27 protein-coding genes and 2 pseudogenes are annotated in these 14,928 nt (G+C 40.2%); 6 read left to right on the plus strand and 23 right to left on the minus strand.

Annotated elements, in window-relative coordinates; translation table 11 throughout:
* Window positions 1-33 precede the first annotated feature (33 nt).
* Genes GFB57_RS25240 through GFB57_RS25260 form a run of 5 tightly spaced genes read left to right on the plus strand, consistent with a single transcriptional unit; the run spans window position 34 to window position 2,358 of the window.
* Window positions 34-570, plus strand: coding sequence for a type II toxin-antitoxin system RelB/DinJ family antitoxin (locus GFB57_RS25240; RefSeq protein ID WP_290366991.1), 537 nt, complete (start codon window positions 34-36; stop codon window positions 568-570).
* Entirely contained in the window at window positions 567-776 is a 210-nt protein-coding gene (locus GFB57_RS25245; protein ID WP_290366992.1) for a hypothetical protein, read from the plus strand. Before GFB57_RS25240 ends, GFB57_RS25245 begins: the two co-directional genes overlap by 4 nt.
* A gap of 9 nt (window positions 777-785) precedes the next feature.
* Window positions 786-1,409, plus strand: a complete 624-nt coding sequence (locus GFB57_RS25250) for a hypothetical protein (RefSeq protein WP_259689255.1) — start codon at window positions 786-788, stop codon at window positions 1,407-1,409.
* A 29-nt stretch (window positions 1,410-1,438) separates the two neighbouring features.
* On the plus strand, window positions 1,439-1,924 hold the full coding sequence (locus GFB57_RS25255; RefSeq protein WP_290366993.1) for a hypothetical protein: 486 nt from the start codon (window positions 1,439-1,441) through the stop codon (window positions 1,922-1,924).
* Complete coding sequence (locus GFB57_RS25260) at window positions 1,921-2,358, plus strand: hypothetical protein (protein ID WP_213707373.1); 438 nt, start codon at window positions 1,921-1,923, stop codon at window positions 2,356-2,358. The genes GFB57_RS25255 and GFB57_RS25260 overlap by 4 nt, the downstream gene beginning before the upstream one ends.
* Before the next feature lie 240 nt (window positions 2,359-2,598).
* Here the strand turns inward: GFB57_RS25260 and GFB57_RS25875 are convergent.
* The 15 genes and pseudogenes from GFB57_RS25875 to GFB57_RS25330 form a co-directional block, all read right to left on the minus strand.
* Window positions 2,599-2,763, minus strand: a pseudogene (locus GFB57_RS25875) (DUF2543 family protein); the annotation flags it as partial.
* A 78-nt stretch (window positions 2,764-2,841) separates the two neighbouring features.
* The gene (locus GFB57_RS25265) at window positions 2,842-3,420 is read right to left on the minus strand and encodes a hypothetical protein (RefSeq protein ID WP_213707370.1); all 579 of its coding nucleotides are present in this window, start codon (window positions 3,418-3,420) and stop codon (window positions 2,842-2,844) included.
* Complete coding sequence (locus GFB57_RS25270; RefSeq protein WP_109862508.1) at window positions 3,413-3,613, minus strand: hypothetical protein; 201 nt, start codon at window positions 3,611-3,613, stop codon at window positions 3,413-3,415. Before GFB57_RS25270 ends, GFB57_RS25265 begins: the two co-directional genes overlap by 8 nt.
* Before the next feature lie 62 nt (window positions 3,614-3,675).
* Window positions 3,676-3,843: a hypothetical protein gene (locus GFB57_RS25275; RefSeq protein WP_181654469.1), complete on the minus strand. Its 168-nt coding sequence runs from the start codon at window positions 3,841-3,843 to the stop codon at window positions 3,676-3,678.
* Between the two features lie 68 nt (window positions 3,844-3,911).
* Complete coding sequence (locus GFB57_RS25280; protein ID WP_109862507.1) at window positions 3,912-4,103, minus strand: hypothetical protein; 192 nt, start codon at window positions 4,101-4,103, stop codon at window positions 3,912-3,914.
* Window positions 4,104-4,892: 789 nt separating this feature from the next.
* On the minus strand, window positions 4,893-5,105 hold the full coding sequence (locus GFB57_RS25285) for a hypothetical protein (protein ID WP_290366994.1): 213 nt from the start codon (window positions 5,103-5,105) through the stop codon (window positions 4,893-4,895).
* Entirely contained in the window at window positions 5,102-5,326 is a 225-nt protein-coding gene (locus GFB57_RS25290; protein WP_213707364.1) for a hypothetical protein, read from the minus strand. The genes GFB57_RS25285 and GFB57_RS25290 overlap by 4 nt, the downstream gene beginning before the upstream one ends.
* A 96-nt stretch (window positions 5,327-5,422) precedes the next feature.
* Window positions 5,423-5,704, minus strand: coding sequence for a hypothetical protein (locus tag GFB57_RS25295; protein WP_290366995.1), 282 nt, complete (start codon window positions 5,702-5,704; stop codon window positions 5,423-5,425).
* On the minus strand, window positions 5,691-5,987 hold the full coding sequence (locus GFB57_RS25300) for a hypothetical protein (RefSeq protein ID WP_213707361.1): 297 nt from the start codon (window positions 5,985-5,987) through the stop codon (window positions 5,691-5,693). The genes GFB57_RS25295 and GFB57_RS25300 overlap by 14 nt, the downstream gene beginning before the upstream one ends.
* 15 nt (window positions 5,988-6,002) lie before the next feature.
* Window positions 6,003-6,257, minus strand: a complete 255-nt coding sequence (locus GFB57_RS25305; RefSeq protein WP_259689245.1) for a hypothetical protein — start codon at window positions 6,255-6,257, stop codon at window positions 6,003-6,005.
* Window positions 6,258-6,358: 101 nt separating this feature from the next.
* Window positions 6,359-6,610: a hypothetical protein gene (locus tag GFB57_RS25310; RefSeq protein WP_213707359.1), complete on the minus strand. Its 252-nt coding sequence runs from the start codon at window positions 6,608-6,610 to the stop codon at window positions 6,359-6,361.
* Between the two features lie 62 nt (window positions 6,611-6,672).
* Complete coding sequence (locus GFB57_RS25315) at window positions 6,673-7,032, minus strand: transcriptional regulator (RefSeq protein ID WP_222214653.1); 360 nt, start codon at window positions 7,030-7,032, stop codon at window positions 6,673-6,675.
* Window positions 7,033-7,037: 5 nt separating this feature from the next.
* Entirely contained in the window at window positions 7,038-7,340 is a 303-nt protein-coding gene (locus GFB57_RS25320; protein WP_213707355.1) for a type II toxin-antitoxin system HigB family toxin, read from the minus strand.
* 425 nt (window positions 7,341-7,765) lie between these two features.
* A complete protein-coding gene (locus tag GFB57_RS25325) occupies window positions 7,766-8,032 on the minus strand; it encodes a hypothetical protein (protein ID WP_290366996.1) in 267 nt (88 codons plus the stop codon).
* A 121-nt stretch (window positions 8,033-8,153) separates the two neighbouring features.
* Window positions 8,154-10,321: pseudogene (locus tag GFB57_RS25330) on the minus strand (DNA topoisomerase).
* 409 nt (window positions 10,322-10,730) lie between these two features.
* Here GFB57_RS25330 and GFB57_RS25335 point away from each other — a divergent pair.
* Window positions 10,731-11,054, plus strand: a complete 324-nt coding sequence (locus tag GFB57_RS25335; protein ID WP_290366997.1) for a hypothetical protein — start codon at window positions 10,731-10,733, stop codon at window positions 11,052-11,054.
* Window positions 11,055-11,112: 58 nt separating this feature from the next.
* On the opposite strand, the gene GFB57_RS25340 is transcribed toward GFB57_RS25335, so the two are convergent.
* From GFB57_RS25340 to GFB57_RS25375, 8 genes are all read right to left on the minus strand, one after another.
* Window positions 11,113-11,685, minus strand: coding sequence for a hypothetical protein (locus tag GFB57_RS25340; RefSeq protein WP_142972604.1), 573 nt, complete (start codon window positions 11,683-11,685; stop codon window positions 11,113-11,115).
* 12 nt (window positions 11,686-11,697) lie between these two features.
* A complete protein-coding gene (locus tag GFB57_RS25345) occupies window positions 11,698-11,937 on the minus strand; it encodes an antirestriction protein ArdR (RefSeq protein WP_290366998.1) in 240 nt (79 codons plus the stop codon).
* 25 nt (window positions 11,938-11,962) lie between these two features.
* Window positions 11,963-12,406, minus strand: a complete 444-nt coding sequence (locus GFB57_RS25350; RefSeq protein ID WP_290366999.1) for a hypothetical protein — start codon at window positions 12,404-12,406, stop codon at window positions 11,963-11,965.
* 45 nt (window positions 12,407-12,451) lie between these two features.
* Window positions 12,452-12,739: a hypothetical protein gene (locus GFB57_RS25355; protein ID WP_119918925.1), complete on the minus strand. Its 288-nt coding sequence runs from the start codon at window positions 12,737-12,739 to the stop codon at window positions 12,452-12,454.
* 306 nt (window positions 12,740-13,045) lie between these two features.
* On the minus strand, window positions 13,046-13,474 hold the full coding sequence (locus GFB57_RS25360; protein WP_290367000.1) for a hypothetical protein: 429 nt from the start codon (window positions 13,472-13,474) through the stop codon (window positions 13,046-13,048).
* Complete coding sequence (locus tag GFB57_RS25365; RefSeq protein WP_290367001.1) at window positions 13,458-13,943, minus strand: thermonuclease family protein; 486 nt, start codon at window positions 13,941-13,943, stop codon at window positions 13,458-13,460. The genes GFB57_RS25360 and GFB57_RS25365 overlap by 17 nt, the downstream gene beginning before the upstream one ends.
* Window positions 13,933-14,349 (minus strand): H-NS family nucleoid-associated regulatory protein, encoded by a 417-nt coding sequence (locus GFB57_RS25370; RefSeq protein ID WP_290367002.1) that lies wholly within the window; start codon window positions 14,347-14,349, stop codon window positions 13,933-13,935. The genes GFB57_RS25365 and GFB57_RS25370 overlap by 11 nt, the downstream gene beginning before the upstream one ends.
* Window positions 14,346-14,918, minus strand: a complete 573-nt coding sequence (locus GFB57_RS25375) for a TrbM/KikA/MpfK family conjugal transfer protein (protein ID WP_259689239.1) — start codon at window positions 14,916-14,918, stop codon at window positions 14,346-14,348. Before GFB57_RS25375 ends, GFB57_RS25370 begins: the two co-directional genes overlap by 4 nt.
* Between the last annotated feature and the right edge of the window lie 10 nt (window positions 14,919-14,928).

Here is a 14,928-nt window from a genome sequence, read left to right on the forward strand (position 1 = left end):
GAATAGCCAAGCAAAGATGAAAGGGGGTAAATAATGGCTACCGTAAACGTGAACGTGCGTATTGACGCAGAACTCAAGCAAAGCGCCGATGAAGCGATGCAGATCGCCGGAGTCTCACCGACACAGGCCGTTACCCTGCTGTATCAGTACATCGCTGAGAACAAGCGACTGCCCTTTGTGGTGACGACCAGCGTGAAAACGCCGGACGATCTCACCAGTGAAGCGACAGAGCTATTAGCTACCGCGCTGGCGGTGGCGCTCAACATGGAAGCCGGGCTTAAAGACGAAGGGCAGATGCCGGGTAAAACCATGCTGGAGTATTACAACCGCCTTGATTTTCTGTTTACCAGTGCCAAAGAAAAGATGGTACAGCCACAGGAACGGCGTGAACTGACACTCGCGATGAACAATTTAAATAAACTGTTAACCGTCATTGTCGATTTTACGGATTTTGGCTACGGCTATGATCTTGTCAGATTACTTCCATCAGAAAAGAACAAATTTAATATTGCAATTTCGACGTTTGAGCGCAGCATGTTTGAACTGGTAAACAAAGAGGCAGAAGAATGAATATTCTGAATAATAAATATATCGCCGCTTTCAACGTAGCACTCAGTGTTATTATGACAGCTTTACTTATTGGCTTCGCATCGCGTGGCACAGGCAACTCAGATTTCGGGATTTTAATGATACTCGTCGCTGCTGATTTTATTACCATATTCACGGCAACACATATGATCCTTTCCATATTAACTCAAAATAAACAGAACCAGTAAGGACAGTAAATGAATAAAATTACCCTAGGCGTATTGCTGGCGTTATCTTTCTCCGGTTATGCAGCAACGGAGCAGGTCACATCAACGCTGATTGATAGCTTTAAAATCGAAAGTAACTTCCACTTTCCCAGAGGTACAAATACACTTAACGTACATCAAAATGTCACTGTATACAGCTTTAGCGCAAAGAGCATCGCCGCCATTAAAAAGACACTTGCGGAGATTGAACAGAAAGGATTTTCAACAGCAACCGCAAGCCTGAGCGGTCTGGAGGAAAACCAGAACAGCACAATTATGGTATTCCGGGCAAATAAAGAAGGACAGTCACTTTCGCCGTCAGTGCTGTCAGAAGCATTACAAAAAAACGTCAGCATTGAGAGTAAGTCAGGGCTGGAAGGTATTATGCCGGAACGCCTTTACACTCAGATTGATAACGTCAGCCTGTCTGTAGTCAATACCGCGCTGGGTAAATTTGATGATGGCAGGATTGTACTCACTCAATTTATTAACGCCAACAATAACGGCAAGGAAATCGCCACGCATAATAAATTAGGGCTGCCGGAAAAAGGCGCGATCCTCAACATTATCAGAGTCAGGTCAGATGCTTATATGATTGTATTAACCACGATTTAAAAAAAGCATCATCGGGAGGACTCAGGAAGATGAAACCACAACGCTATCCCTCCAGTATCATCAAAGTCGGCGCGGTGCTGTATAAAGCTTTTGGCTGGGTAGATGATGAAGGAAAGTGTCATATTGATGTTGATGAATGGCATGTACGCTCAATACAAAACCGGACGGTATCAAAATATTTTGGCACTAAAAAGGTTGTAATCAGCCTGGTACAAAAGCTGGATGATATTACCTGGCAAAAAGGGAAATGGCTTACAAACTTTCCGGTTCATTATCGCCAGAAATTTTATGAAAACGAACCATTACCCAATGGCTTTTATACCACACAAAATATGGCTCTACGTTACGCGCTGGAATCCACCTATATGAGTATTAAGTGGTATGAAGAAGAGAAAGCAGCGGGGTTATGGAGCGCAGAGCATGAAGAAGAATATAATGGAGAGCTAAAGCTGGTAAAAATCATTAAATCCAGAATTACGCGACTGAAAAACATCAAATCAGGAGGCAAGGTATGAAGATTAACACAGAAGATAACCTTGAGAACTGCCCGGACTGCGGCGAGGATATGCCTGGCGGGAACGTTCGGTGTACACGCTGTCAGCGCCAGCACGAAATTGAAAATATGACCGAGGACGATTACCGCGCACATGAAGCCCTGTTCCCGTCAGCCAGCATTGCGCCACAACTGCCCCTCATTACGTATACCGTGGGCGTGAAATCAGTATCAGATATGCTGACTCAACAGGAACAACAGCGGTATAAAAACGCCATACACGAGGCGATAAAGGCTGCATATCCTGCCTATGACGTTGTGGTAACACTGGACAGCACCATCGGCGGCGCAGACAGTCAGGTGAGTAATGATCCGTATGGTGAAACGGATATAGCGGAACATACGCATTCTATCGCCCACAGTGTCTGGATAGGGGCAGCGTGGCTGGATAAATAAGGGAACTGATCGAACAGCCGCGAAAGCGGCTTTTTTTTTGTGGCCGCTGGAGATACTGATCGTAAACCCGGCTTTGCAGTGTGGGGGATTTTACGGCTAAAGCCGTAATGCTTTCTGAGTCCTCGCTGGCGCTGCGGGGCTTCCGGCGTAGAACGCCTCCCATGCGCTCTGCGCATCTAACGGGGAATTAAACGAGGAGCGTAAAAAAGGCCGCTGGCGCGACCTTTTGCAATATTCATATCATTCACCATCACGCCCCCACTCACTAAGAAACCGGGCTATTTCCGGTACTCGTAGTACGTCAACACCATATTCTTTCGCCAGCCTCAGTAGTGTATCTGCATCTATTGATTCACCACCAACAAGGCGCGTAACGAGGTCGTTAAAATATTCAGCCATAGTATCGCTTTCACTCTCATATTCCTTTTTTACTAAGAGTTACATTTAAGATTTATGTTTGTTAAATATAAGTATACATTTACACTAATCATTAAGCCAGAGATTCATTATTAAACGCGCTGGTAATTGTGTTTTCCTTATCTTTTTTTCTCCTGTAACAACCACATTACTAAGGCTCATATTAATATTAGCAATGTCACTATAAGAAAATAAATCAGATACTATATAATTAATTTCATCAGTAACAGGTGTTGCTTTAAACTGATAACCATCAACATCAAAATGACTCTCTGTATCTAACTTAATGCCATGAGCATGTAGCGTCATACGTGCCAGTTCTAAACATTGACGGGTTGCACGTTCCTGAATTTCTTTTAACGCATTAATGTAGTGTACTGTCAGTTCTTTTAACTCAGATAGTTCGGTTGATGAATAACCGCTGCTTTCAGCCTTATTTACACCATTAAGAATAGAATTAACTGACCATTGAATTGACGATTCAAATTCAATAATACTTTGAACAATGTCAGCACATTGATAACGTTTCTTATCCTCAGCATCAGGGGTAAATTTACTGTTCAGATTAACAATCCCATGCGCCACTGACTCTGGCTCCAGTGCATTTTCATCAGCAATCAGCTTTTCAGGCTCGTTATTAACCATAAACCACCTCAAATACACCATGACTGGATGATGCCAGTCGAATAAAAACAGAATCACCCTCATCGTCGATAACGTCCACACCCGGCAATGCCAGATGTTCCCGGCTAGCCGTGACCGGATAGGATTTACCCGCCGTAAAGAAATTAACCGCTTCGTCTGGCTCTATGCAAATTACAGAGATGATTGTTGCCATGATTGCCGCCTTTATTATCTTGATAAGATCTACATGCCCCGTTGTACGGGGCTATTGAATGTTTAAATACCAAGTTGTTTTTTTGTATATTCAATATCTATAAAAGGCGTCCAGTTACCTTTGTAAAATTCAGTGGCAGCTTGTTTAAGAGTAATCAAACCAGCTTCAAAGTCTTTCTTTACTGAATCATGAAAACAAGGAATATCAAATGCTTTTTTCTTGATGCTCATATCATTATCCCGCTGTATGTTTAATCTGAGATAATTATAACACTTGCGTTATATAACACAAGTGTTATTCATGGCTTCTTGAATATTTTCGTTTTGCTCGTCAGCATGATCCAGTCACCATTATCTAACCTCGCGACCTCATAACCTTTTGAAACCAGATTATTAAGTTGTTGCACTGAATTAATCCCGGCTGCTTGTGCTGCTTTTTCACGATTACCCTCATAGTAATCATTTACCATCTGGACAATAGAAATACGCATAATGACCTCTCGTAAAGAACATTAAGAGTATATAACGATTGTGTTATATATCAAGAGTAAGCCATCACATTGAACTGAACTGGATAAACGAAGGGCGTAAAAAAGGCCGCTCAAGCGGCCTTAGTGCAGGAAATGGCTTCCCGATATGCAGATTCTAAATCACGGGGATCTCTTGAGTTGTAAAGGCGAACGATAGATTCATAACGTTCCGCGCATCCCCGCTCGTCAGCGTGGCGGTAATACTCATTGTGGAGTCTATTCAGGCTCTTTCGCAGCAGAAGCCTACCGACAACTATCAGAGCAAACGCAATAAGAAGAAAAGATGTCATGCCTACCTCCTGTCGTTATTACACAATACTATCAGGCCAGATCTCGCGCTGCCAGCAGAACTGGACAGAATTACCTATATGTCTAACGGCGCGGGGGAATTAATGAGGGGAGTCCGGGGGCTGGAACAAACCGGGACGCAGCCCCCGGAGCGTCAGCGAACTGGCGCGGGGTAATCGTACCGCAACCAGTGCCGGAACGCACCGGAATCTTGTTCAAAATTACTGTAACGGTCGCAGTTGTTCAGGAAGTTGGCCAACGCCATCGAGCGATCGCTGTCGTTTCATTGAATTGTTATTTTACAGTTACTTAGAATGTTTGCAGTGCAAAAAATATTGGTGAGTATTTTTGATGTAGTCAGCATCGGCGGTGCGCTACGTGAAATCTGCGATTTGGCGGGAGGGTTTAACGGGGAGAATTTACGGGAGAACAGGCAAAACAAGGCCGCTACACGGCCTGTTATTATCTGATCACGCTCTGATTAAGATGTTTTCTTATAATTGTCTGTATTTCTTCACACTCACTTTCCAGCGCAGGGTTCTTATCACGATACATCGCGTACTGCTGCACAGCCTCAAAGATTCGACAAACTATAAGGCTATCCGTCTGGTCAAGCGAGTTAAGTTCATGGGCTTTAAGCCCGATGCTATCTAGTATTTTTTCTACGGTGCTCATGATAAATCCTCCTGGACAGTTCCTAAACGTTTCTGGCAATTTCCGCAGAATGCGGTTTTCTTTTCTGTCGTAGTGACATAATCCCACATATGAGTATTATCTGCATCTTCACCATCAAAACGATAGAATATAGACGTAGTACCACTAACCGTTGCCCTCACATAAAATTCATCATATCCACAATGAGGGCATTTTTGAACATCACCTTTAAGTTTTTTCATTAGAAAAAGGCCATAAATAACAAACAACCAGCAGCAATAAAAAGCCCAAGAAAAATAACATATTTAGCGATATTAGAGTCACTCATAGTTCACCTGTCACTGAACATGGAAAGTGGTTATTTTAACCGTATCTAGCCGCGTATTGAGCAAAGCGCGTATTCTTTCCTCTTTCCGAAAATATTTACCACGAGGTAATTTCTCTCCTAATGTAAGCCGCTGGCTCCAGTCCTTGAATGCCGGATTTCCTTTATAGATTTCACCAATGTACATGACGGAAGCATTATCACGAAAAACTGACTTAACCATTTCTGGTGTAAATGAATGTGGCGTTACGTCAATTTTAGCTTCAGACGGTGTTTCGATATTAAATGATTTCATTTTTTTGTCCTTCTCTCAATAATGGAATGCGCTCACGATCTGTAATTATTCTAAATTCATTTATCTGTTTTTCAATCTTTCTACTCAAATCAAAACTCGTATACCTGTTTTTTTTGTGCATATCTATATCTATTTTTGATACGAGTTCAAACCACAATGAACGCGCGCCCCACGCCGCATTATGAAACATTTCCGCAACGCCTCTAGAATCGGTCTTTATGGCTTCGTTCATATAGTCTCCGATACGTTCAGCGGTGATTTTTGTTATTTCATCATAATTCATTTTGCACACCCTCTTTTAAAGTATCTGGTGACGATTATACCCCATCTCATTTTGACCTGTCGGGGTAATTCTCATAGTGTCCATGCCATTCACAACCCGGTGATCAGGCATGATCAATGATTTATTGAATAACGCTTTTGCTGAAACAGTACAATTTACTTTATCTGTACCGATAAAAAAACGCCCTTTGCTGTCGCGCCAAAGAGTTGCCCCGGCGCTCATTTCCCGAAGAATTTTCAATTGACCTTTTGGCATCCACCAACCCGCCATATTAGTACCCTTTGAATAACATAAGTAAACCCAGGCAGACTGAAAGAAAGACAGCTACACCGCCAAGAATCATGATAGTAACCAGAAGCTTGCCCTGCCCTTCACTTAACAGATTGTCCATGATTATTCACCATCAGAGATCTAATTTGTTTACGGCCTGTTTTAATCCAATCAACTGCGGCGATGGAATTGCCATTCTCAATAAGTGCAAAAGCATACTTTATAGCTAAAGCCGCTTGATTACGGTCAATGGCTCGTGCGTCATAATCATTAAAGATGGCCTGAATAAAACCCTCGAAACATTCACTATTTTCACTTCGTTCGTTCAATACACTATCAATTAAATTAGACATTACACTCACCTTTCGATAATCGTTTATAAGATTTTTTCTTTAATTTATTCATAGCGATTCTGTCACCCTCCAACAAGGCTTTTTAACGGAATGCCGAACATCGTATGTAATTTTCTAATCATCGGTAGAGTCAGATTACGTTTACGATTAAGAACTTCATAGACACGGTTAGATTTACCAATAGCTGGCTCAAGGTCTTTTACTGTTAAACCCTGCTGCTCCATTCTGAACTTAATAGCTTCAACTGGATCAGGTGCTTCAATTGGATAATGTTTGTTTTCATACTCGCTAATCAGTACGCACATAATTTCAAAAAAATCCCCTTCCGGTGTATCGGCGGCAGGTTCATTATCAAACATAGGCTCTACAGCGCGTAATGCTGCTACATAGTCCTGTTCTGTTTTAATTGGTTTAATCTGCATATGTTTCACTCCAGATTGACGGTTTCAGCATCTATTTTGTCATATTCTTTATGCGTACCAATGAATTTGATAAACATCCATCCACGCTGGTATGCAATGGCAACAATTAACCGATAGTCATTTCCTTTGATGTTAAATACCACTCGCCTGTTTTTAAGGATACTAGCACTGCGGTATTGCTCTTTAATTTCAGCCGGGTTTTTCCATTCTGCTTTACTGGCTTCATCTACCCAGGCTTTTAACGGCTGTTCTGCATCGGGATTCGCCGTCCAGAAATCCCTAAGTGTCTTGATAGCAATTATCTTAATGCATATATAGTAGTCCCATTTTAGGACTTCCGCAAGATTTTTATCCCATAATGGGACTTTTTTTGTTTGGGCAGAAAACGCTGTATGTCTAACTGACGGAGGAATTAACCCGGAGCTGGGAAAAGGCCAGCGGCACTGGCGACCAGTGCGCGGCGATCTGCCCGGACACGTCGCCCGGAGCGCCGGGAATCTTGTTCAAAATTACTATAGCGGTCGAAGTCGTTCAGGAAGTTGGCCAACGTCATCGATGCGTAACCGGCGCGAACGTGAATTGTTGTTTTACAGTCACTTAGGTTGTTTGCGGTGCGAAAAATATCGGTGAGTATTTTTGATGGATTCAGTAACGGAGTAACGGCGGTGCGCTACGTGAAATTGCGGGAAGATTTGTGAGAGTACGCCGGATAAAAGGCCACTAACGCGGCCTTTTATCGCCCGTCGCGAATCAGAGCAATTTGTCTAAGAGCATCCTGATCGAATGGAGGAAATTCATCTACCACTCTTAGCACAGTGGGTTCACCCTTCGTCGATAGGAAGCCCTCCAAACGCTGCGCCAGTTCGTTATGCTCTACAGGTACTGAATCTGCATTCAGTACCAACAGGGAGGGCTTGTCGCTTATTAGAGTCGTATCTAGCTCTTTGGATAGCTTATCGGTCGCAAGGGTATCAGGTTGTTGCAAGTATTTATTTATCATCAGAAATATCCTCCAGTGACCGTGTGTGAATTTTAACCTATCATTCATGTTGAAACAATGTACTTATGCACTATAGTTCACATTAAAAAGGCCGTTTACCCGGCCTTTATCAAAGTATAAATTATGCTTTTTTAGCTACAAACTCAAAACCCAGCTTGCCCGTAACCTTATCAACCAATTTAACTTTGGCTGAAAATTCTTTATTGTTTTTGTTGCTCACGAACCCTTTTAATTCAGATGTAATACCTTTAGTAATCAAAGTATCAATTTGTTTATCGGTTAATACTTTACTAGATAATGTTTTGTAAATTTTAAATTCACATCCAGTACAGGCACACACTTTAGGACGGATCACTACATCCTTTCCGCAGTTCGGGCAAGGAGACTCAAGACGTTGCGCTTGACCTGCAACAGCCCTTGGTTCCACTTTTAGATTATCAACGTTAGCTTCTGCGACAAGCCCCTCAAGCTCGATGTATAGCTCATTAATAAACTGTTCGACTGACAATTCACCGTTCTCAATCGCAGTTTGTTTCTCTGACCAAAGCGCAGTCATATCGGGATTTACTGCATTATCAGGCAATGAATCAAATAATGCATAACCTGTCTCAGTTGGAATTAGCTTACCCTTTTCAACGGTTATGTAATTCCTTTTCTTGAGAGTTTCCAGTATAGCCGCACGTGTTGCTGGCGTACCAATACCTCCATGTTCATCTTTTTTATCTTTGTCTTTCTCTTTAAGTAATTTTTTAATTTCAGGATTGGTTACATAATCAGCAACGCGAACCAATGCCCCCAGCAAACTAGATTCGGTGAATAGTGGCGGTGGTGTTGTTTTTTTCTCGTTAACAATAACTTTATTAGTAGTTAACTGTTCACCAGTTCGGATCTTACTCAAAAGCTCAAATACCGAGTTATCACCGTCATTCGCGCTATCTTCATCGAAATCATCTTCACCATCTGAACCAATAAGCACCTCAAAGCCAATATTAGTAGTTTTCTTAGCACGAACTACAAAAGATTCATCACCGCTTTTAATTGCTATAGATGCTTCTTTTTATGTCTTTCTAGGCATAAATTGAGCAGCGTATAGGTTAACAATCTCCATATAAACATTTCGTTCATCGTTGCTCAGACGATTAAGATCAGGAACATTATTCGTAGGGATTATTGCCGTATGCGCGGTAACTTTTGAATTATCGAAAGCCTTACTTTTACGAGTTGCGTCAATATCAAAATTTGGATTGAGTATTCCTTTTAATGCTGCCTACGTTGCCGGAGCGCTATTAAATTGTTCGTCTGACAGATAAGAGCAATCGGATCTATTGTAAGTTATCGCCTTATGAGTATCTTTGAGAGTCTGAGTAATGTCCTGGACTTTTTGAGCGGTAAGTTTATATTTTTTAATTACCCATCGCTGTAACCTAAGTAGGTTAAACGGTAATGGCGCGGCTGTTTCTTTATCATCTACTGCGGCAGCTTCTACAGTAGCGCGCTTCCCTTCCAAAGTTGAAGCCGTTCCGTAAGCCCAAGCTCTATCAATCAGCCGCTTATCGATTAGCGGTGCAAACTCACCAGGCTTCCAGCTTGCGGTAAAAACATCGTTACCACGTACAAAATGGCCTGTCATAGTGTAATAAACACTTGCGTCATGTGATTGATGGGCGCGTGTGCGTTTAACGATCAAGCCAAGAACGGGAGTTTGTACACGGCCAACAGATAAGACACCTTGGTAGCCTCTGGCCTTAGCAGGAATGGTATAGGCACGAGTCATGCTAAAACCATACACAGCATCAGCTACAGAACGTGCCAGTGCTTTTAAAGACATTCCTTTAAAATCACGATTATCTTTGAGATTAGCCAGCGCCTTTTTCACCGCCGGTAATGTGTTATCGTTAATTAATACACGTTTTACTGGCTTTGTATTACGAGCGTATTCTAGTACTTCATCAACTAAAAGTTGACCTTCATCATCTGGATCGCCAGCATGAACTATTTCAGTCACATCACCACGTTTTAGTAGTTCTAGAATAGTTTTAACCTGATGTGCTGAACTTTCTTTTGGTTGATACTTCACAGGAAAAAGTTTCAGAGGCAACGTTTGCAGCGACCATAGTTTATAAGCTGGATTATATTTTCAGGTGGTTGAGATTCAATGATATGACCAAAGCAGTTGGTGACAATATCTGTACCACTTTCAAAATATCCATCCTTTCTTGTAAAGTCCCCCCCCAAAGCTTTTACAATATCATTAGCCACCGCAGGTTTTTCTGCAATAAATAGTCTCATTGTTAATTCTCCGATATTTTCACTATATTATTTTTGCATGCGAAAACTTATAATTTAAATTATATAAACCACAAACTTCAACCACAAGGTTTTTATATTATGGAATATATAGGCATTTGAACACAACAGAATTATTCTAATTTTATAAAGAATATTGAAAAGTAATTAGCAGAAATAATTCGCTTTATCAAAGAGATTATCCCTTGCCAGAAAACCTATCTTTAGATTCCCCCCTCGCCGGGGAGGGCAAATCCTTACTCCACACAAAATCAAGTTTTGTACGGAGTAAGGATTATTATCAGATTAAATCAAGCAACGCTCCCTGTATAGATTATTTATATTTCCATACGCAATTAAATAAAATATACTGGACAGAATGACAACCAACATAGTAAATGAGGATTAATTTATGTTAGAAACCAACAATAGCATCGCTATTGATAAATATATAAACACTTTAGTAGCTTCATATAAAAATGATATTTGGATTGAGCAAGCCACTAAACTAGTTAGAGCGGCTTTGTATGCCAGAGAATATAATGGAAACAATATTTATGAAAAACTGTATACATCAAATCATGAAGAACTTACCTCTCTATTACAAAAAGCGATCTTGAGTAAAGCAGCCGATCCTGAATCTGTTGCGCATTTTAAAAGTTATTTAACATTATCAAGCAAAGCACAACAAACCATTCTTGTAACCATCAGGACATTGCCATTATTTAACCTATAAATAAAGGCCGCTTATTGCGGCCTCTTTAAATGTATTTAATTTTTTTTGCATGCAAAAGTTAAGTTCCTTTCAACACTTTCCTCTTCCAGTCGTCATATGACATAGAACTTTCATAGTGCTGCTTCCATTTTATGTAATGTTCATAGCTAGCGCTTTCGAGTTCAGACTTTCTATTTATATCATTTAAACTAGTATTTAATAATTTATCTCTGAAATTTGCAATATTTTTCTTATGAATACAAATCCAACGTTTACTAAACTTATCCCCATATTGACTTTTTATATAAAAATAGCATAACCAATTATTCATTCTTACAGCCAATTCGAGGCATAGGAAAAATGTCAATAAAGAAACTACAATTATAAATGAAATCCCAGACAGAATTAGAAATAAGTCACTTGAGAATAGTTCCTTCCCATTCCAGATACGAATAAAGCCAGATATGCTATCGGAAAATATCTCTTCTTTAAAAATTGCATTACCAGCCGCAGAAGAAACTATTGCAAGGGGATTATACCCATCCAAGAACGAAAACACTACGAAACAACCACCACCTACCACTCCCAATAGCAACATGAATATTGTATATATATTAGTGATAATTACAGTTTTTTTCTTCATAGTTTTCATTTTAACGCCCATTTAGTTTTTAACAACCCAACATTTAGCGCCATCATAATCATTGCCACCTTCGGCAACAAAGATGTGTTCTCTCACGTCAACAGCAATAACACCAGGACGCTCGCTATGAGCATCTCTTAAAGAATCCTTCCATCCATAAACTTGCCCATTCCAAATCATAACAATGCCCTTTGTTGCATGTTCTGGATGATCTTCACGCCACTTTTCCGCAATACTAAGAACATTGAGAATATCAGACATAAATAGTACCTTTCAGTCAAAAAGACTATTCGCAGTCAAAGACACCAAGAACAGGTTTAACATCAACGACGACACGACCTGTAAGTTCAAGGAAAGCACGCCATACACCATATGGGATAATTTCAGCACCATTACGATACGCCCTAATCCGACGATCAGCGCTACGCCCCTGTAAACCAAGTAAGCTTCCTAGCTTCCCGTCCGTGCCATATTCTATAAAATTGTTTTTTACTTGCGTGAACCAAGCATCAATAAGCTCTGATGGTGGAGCAACCCAACCTTGTTCAATTGTACAAAAAATGCGTGGATCAATAGTCGAGTAATTGATGTTCTCAACTTTTGGAAATGGCTTACCATCCAAATTCTTTTTAAGCATCGAAATAGCTTGCTCTGTTTCAGACTTTAAAATAAAAAATCGCTGCTGATTCAGTGATGGTAAATTTATTGATATTTCATTTTTATTTGACATTCTATGCCCCTGTAGAATGAACGGGGGTTTCCCCCCTGCTCATTGTTATTGCGGATTCAGGACGATGTTTTTAACGTCATGAGTTGTGATGTTAACCAGGCTCAATGTACCCGTCGCTAACGGCTTCCAGACTCCAGACATATGAAGATGAAGGAAGCAATAATAAAGGTATCTAGGAAGCACCAGATCGCTCCTAGTTACCTTCACACCTATACTCTCTTTGTTGAAAGAGTAGGACGGTTCACCCACGGAATTTAAAGAGCCTCGACGAACAATCCAGAAATCTGCATCCGGGAAGTTAGTCTTTATGGTTGCAACATCAGAAATATTCATTACGTTCCTTTGAGGGCTTAGCCTTCTCAGAACGAGTGGCTTTCTGTCGCCCCCGCAAAAACAGAATAGGCGATTTTCGCCTATTTCGCAACAACTAATTTAGTAATTTCCCCGGATAAATAGGCATGATTAGCATGGCTAAATTTTGACAAAAAAAAACTGTAGAGCATGCAGGAACGGCCACCCCGTTAACCATTCCTACAATCCCTACAGCCATATGAGAATAAATGCTAAACACTGAAACTGCAATCCCAAATACCTCATTTTTAATTCAATCATTAAGTGTAAAAAATTTATTTTTTAGTCTTAATGATTCTGCGGTGCAGGCGGCAAAGAGCCTGCTCTGTTGAAGTATGAGTTTCTTAGCTTTGACATTTCAAAAAGAATATTCATACGCCGTAATACGGCTTGACAGTTACTCTCCTGTAAGATCAACAAAACATTACGGCCTAAAGAAAGCATATCCCATATGCGATTGATAATTTCAGGATTCCATAATTTATTTGAATTTAAACCAATGAGCTTAAAAAATTTCGGGGTATAATTCCTGTAAATTATAGGCCATGACTCAACATCTTCAAAATGCAATGTGATTGAATCCCCCCCATCCAGCGAACATATTAGATCCTGATCTGAGTTAATTACAAACACCACCCCACAACTCATATCATCAACATTTAGAGAAAAACCTAACTTAGTCCTATAAAATTGGTGTCTACTATTTATTAATACCATGCTGTTCCCTTCTGAATACCCACGGAGCAACCTGATTAATAGTTGCCCACAATCCAATCTTATGTAATTTAGAATACATCTGAGCCGCATAGAACGGTTGATCTCGACAAAATGCTTCATATACCCATGCGTTACCGCTTGATACCATCCTAAGATTTATATCTTGATTCTGGTACGTAATATTAGCTATCTCTCTACCATATTTATCTATATTAGATACTGCTATTTCAACATTTTTACCACCAATTAATTCTTTTAATGCTAACTTTGACTCTAGTCCATAGGGCTGTTTTATTTCAGGAGCATCAATGCAAGATAATCTAACTTTTTTATAATCTTGTTTCTCTTTATAAACGATTGTGTCACCATCAATAACATAACTTACATGAATGGTTTTTGCATAAACATCGAGGGATAGAGAAAAATAAATTACAAGAAATAATTTCGCATGCAAAAATTTACCTATCAATTTCACCCCCTAAATAAATGAAACTATCCAACGACTTCCCACATTCGATTGCTCGCTTAATTTTACCGGGCATACGACCTCTTCCACTCCAAAACTTTTGCTTATCACCATCATAATAAATATAAGTTCCTTTCTTTGGCTTCATAATTTGAGTGGTCTTTAATATCGGCTTATTTGGTAAAAGCTCACTAGGAGAAATACCATCTTGCTGTAGTAATTCTCTGTACATTTTAATTCTTTTCTGTTTCTCAGCCATCTTCTTTATACTAACTGACTCCTCCTCTCTCTTTTGTTCAATTATCAATTCTAGCTTTTCTTTTATTGAGAGAAGAACATCAATACAACCATGCATTTTGGCAATCTTTTTTAGTTCATTCAAATTTAAAAGCATTGATATAGTCATCATTGAGTCACCCACTGACCTTTAGGATTCTTGCTAAATTCATTTTTTGTTTGCCATTCCGAAACACCCGAATACTTAATATTAAAGTCAGTGTATTCATTGCCAAAATATACTTTGCAGTATGAAGGCATGTTTGGAGATATGCGATATTTTGTTATAGCCTGGCAACCATCAAGATCATTTCGTCCAGATCTACAAACCATAAATGTTTTTTGTTCCAATAGCTCCCTGTTCAACGTATCGGCTTCACAGCGCCCCGCCCCCCCGACAATGGCATCTGTAAGTTCAGGCATTCCCTGTTCATCTGACGCAGGGCATAACTTTAAAAAGTTTCGTCTTGCCTTTAACGTATCTTTCCATTTTTTCTTAGTTATATTGAAATATTTGGTAAGCGATGGCACACATTCACCTGGTCGAGTTGATCCAGCTAAGCATAGTGTCGCTTCACACGCTAGCTTTGTGTCTCCCGTTAGAACGTCCCCAACATCAACACCGTCCACAACCGTAGCATAGCTGTTTGCCCCAATGAACAGGGAGGACGCTGCTATCAATGTACTGAGATATGCTTTCATTTTATGTCCT

Source organism: Citrobacter sp. S39 (assembly GCF_009495675.1).
GTDB lineage: Bacteria > Pseudomonadota > Gammaproteobacteria > Enterobacterales > Enterobacteriaceae > Citrobacter > Citrobacter freundii.

Coding starts and splice junctions, on each gene's coding strand:
- GFB57_RS25240 (WP_290366991.1), top strand. CDS start 34: ATGGCTACCGTAAACGTGAACGTGCGTATTGACGCAGAACTCAAGCAA.
- GFB57_RS25355 (WP_119918925.1), bottom strand. CDS start 12,739: ATGAATATTTCTGATGTTGCAACCATAAAGACTAACTTCCCGGATGCA.
- GFB57_RS25360 (WP_290367000.1), bottom strand. CDS start 13,474: ATGGTATTAATAAATAGTAGACACCAATTTTATAGGACTAAGTTAGGT.
- GFB57_RS25350 (WP_290366999.1), bottom strand. CDS start 12,406: ATGTCAAATAAAAATGAAATATCAATAAATTTACCATCACTGAATCAG.
- GFB57_RS25375 (WP_259689239.1), bottom strand. CDS start 14,918: ATGAAAGCATATCTCAGTACATTGATAGCAGCGTCCTCCCTGTTCATT.
- GFB57_RS25345 (WP_290366998.1), bottom strand. CDS start 11,937: ATGTCTGATATTCTCAATGTTCTTAGTATTGCGGAAAAGTGGCGTGAA.
- GFB57_RS25305 (WP_259689245.1), bottom strand. CDS start 6,257: ATGGCGGGTTGGTGGATGCCAAAAGGTCAATTGAAAATTCTTCGGGAA.
- GFB57_RS25295 (WP_290366995.1), bottom strand. CDS start 5,704: ATGAAATCATTTAATATCGAAACACCGTCTGAAGCTAAAATTGACGTA.
- GFB57_RS25265 (WP_213707370.1), bottom strand. CDS start 3,420: ATGGTTAATAACGAGCCTGAAAAGCTGATTGCTGATGAAAATGCACTG.
- GFB57_RS25280 (WP_109862507.1), bottom strand. CDS start 4,103: ATGCGTATTTCTATTGTCCAGATGGTAAATGATTACTATGAGGGTAAT.
- GFB57_RS25325 (WP_290366996.1), bottom strand. CDS start 8,032: ATGATAAATAAATACTTGCAACAACCTGATACCCTTGCGACCGATAAG.
- GFB57_RS25245 (WP_290366992.1), top strand. CDS start 567: ATGAATATTCTGAATAATAAATATATCGCCGCTTTCAACGTAGCACTC.
- GFB57_RS25300 (WP_213707361.1), bottom strand. CDS start 5,987: ATGAATTATGATGAAATAACAAAAATCACCGCTGAACGTATCGGAGAC.
- GFB57_RS25285 (WP_290366994.1), bottom strand. CDS start 5,105: ATGAGCACCGTAGAAAAAATACTAGATAGCATCGGGCTTAAAGCCCAT.
- GFB57_RS25335 (WP_290366997.1), top strand. CDS start 10,731: ATGTTAGAAACCAACAATAGCATCGCTATTGATAAATATATAAACACT.
- GFB57_RS25270 (WP_109862508.1), bottom strand. CDS start 3,613: ATGGCAACAATCATCTCTGTAATTTGCATAGAGCCAGACGAAGCGGTT.
- GFB57_RS25290 (WP_213707364.1), bottom strand. CDS start 5,326: ATGAAAAAACTTAAAGGTGATGTTCAAAAATGCCCTCATTGTGGATAT.
- GFB57_RS25315 (WP_222214653.1), bottom strand. CDS start 7,032: ATGCAGATTAAACCAATTAAAACAGAACAGGACTATGTAGCAGCATTA.
- GFB57_RS25310 (WP_213707359.1), bottom strand. CDS start 6,610: ATGTCTAATTTAATTGATAGTGTATTGAACGAACGAAGTGAAAATAGT.
- GFB57_RS25255 (WP_290366993.1), top strand. CDS start 1,439: ATGAAACCACAACGCTATCCCTCCAGTATCATCAAAGTCGGCGCGGTG.
- GFB57_RS25370 (WP_290367002.1), bottom strand. CDS start 14,349: ATGATGACTATATCAATGCTTTTAAATTTGAATGAACTAAAAAAGATT.
- GFB57_RS25250 (WP_259689255.1), top strand. CDS start 786: ATGAATAAAATTACCCTAGGCGTATTGCTGGCGTTATCTTTCTCCGGT.
- GFB57_RS25260 (WP_213707373.1), top strand. CDS start 1,921: ATGAAGATTAACACAGAAGATAACCTTGAGAACTGCCCGGACTGCGGC.
- GFB57_RS25340 (WP_142972604.1), bottom strand. CDS start 11,685: ATGAAAACTATGAAGAAAAAAACTGTAATTATCACTAATATATATACA.
- GFB57_RS25275 (WP_181654469.1), bottom strand. CDS start 3,843: ATGAGCATCAAGAAAAAAGCATTTGATATTCCTTGTTTTCATGATTCA.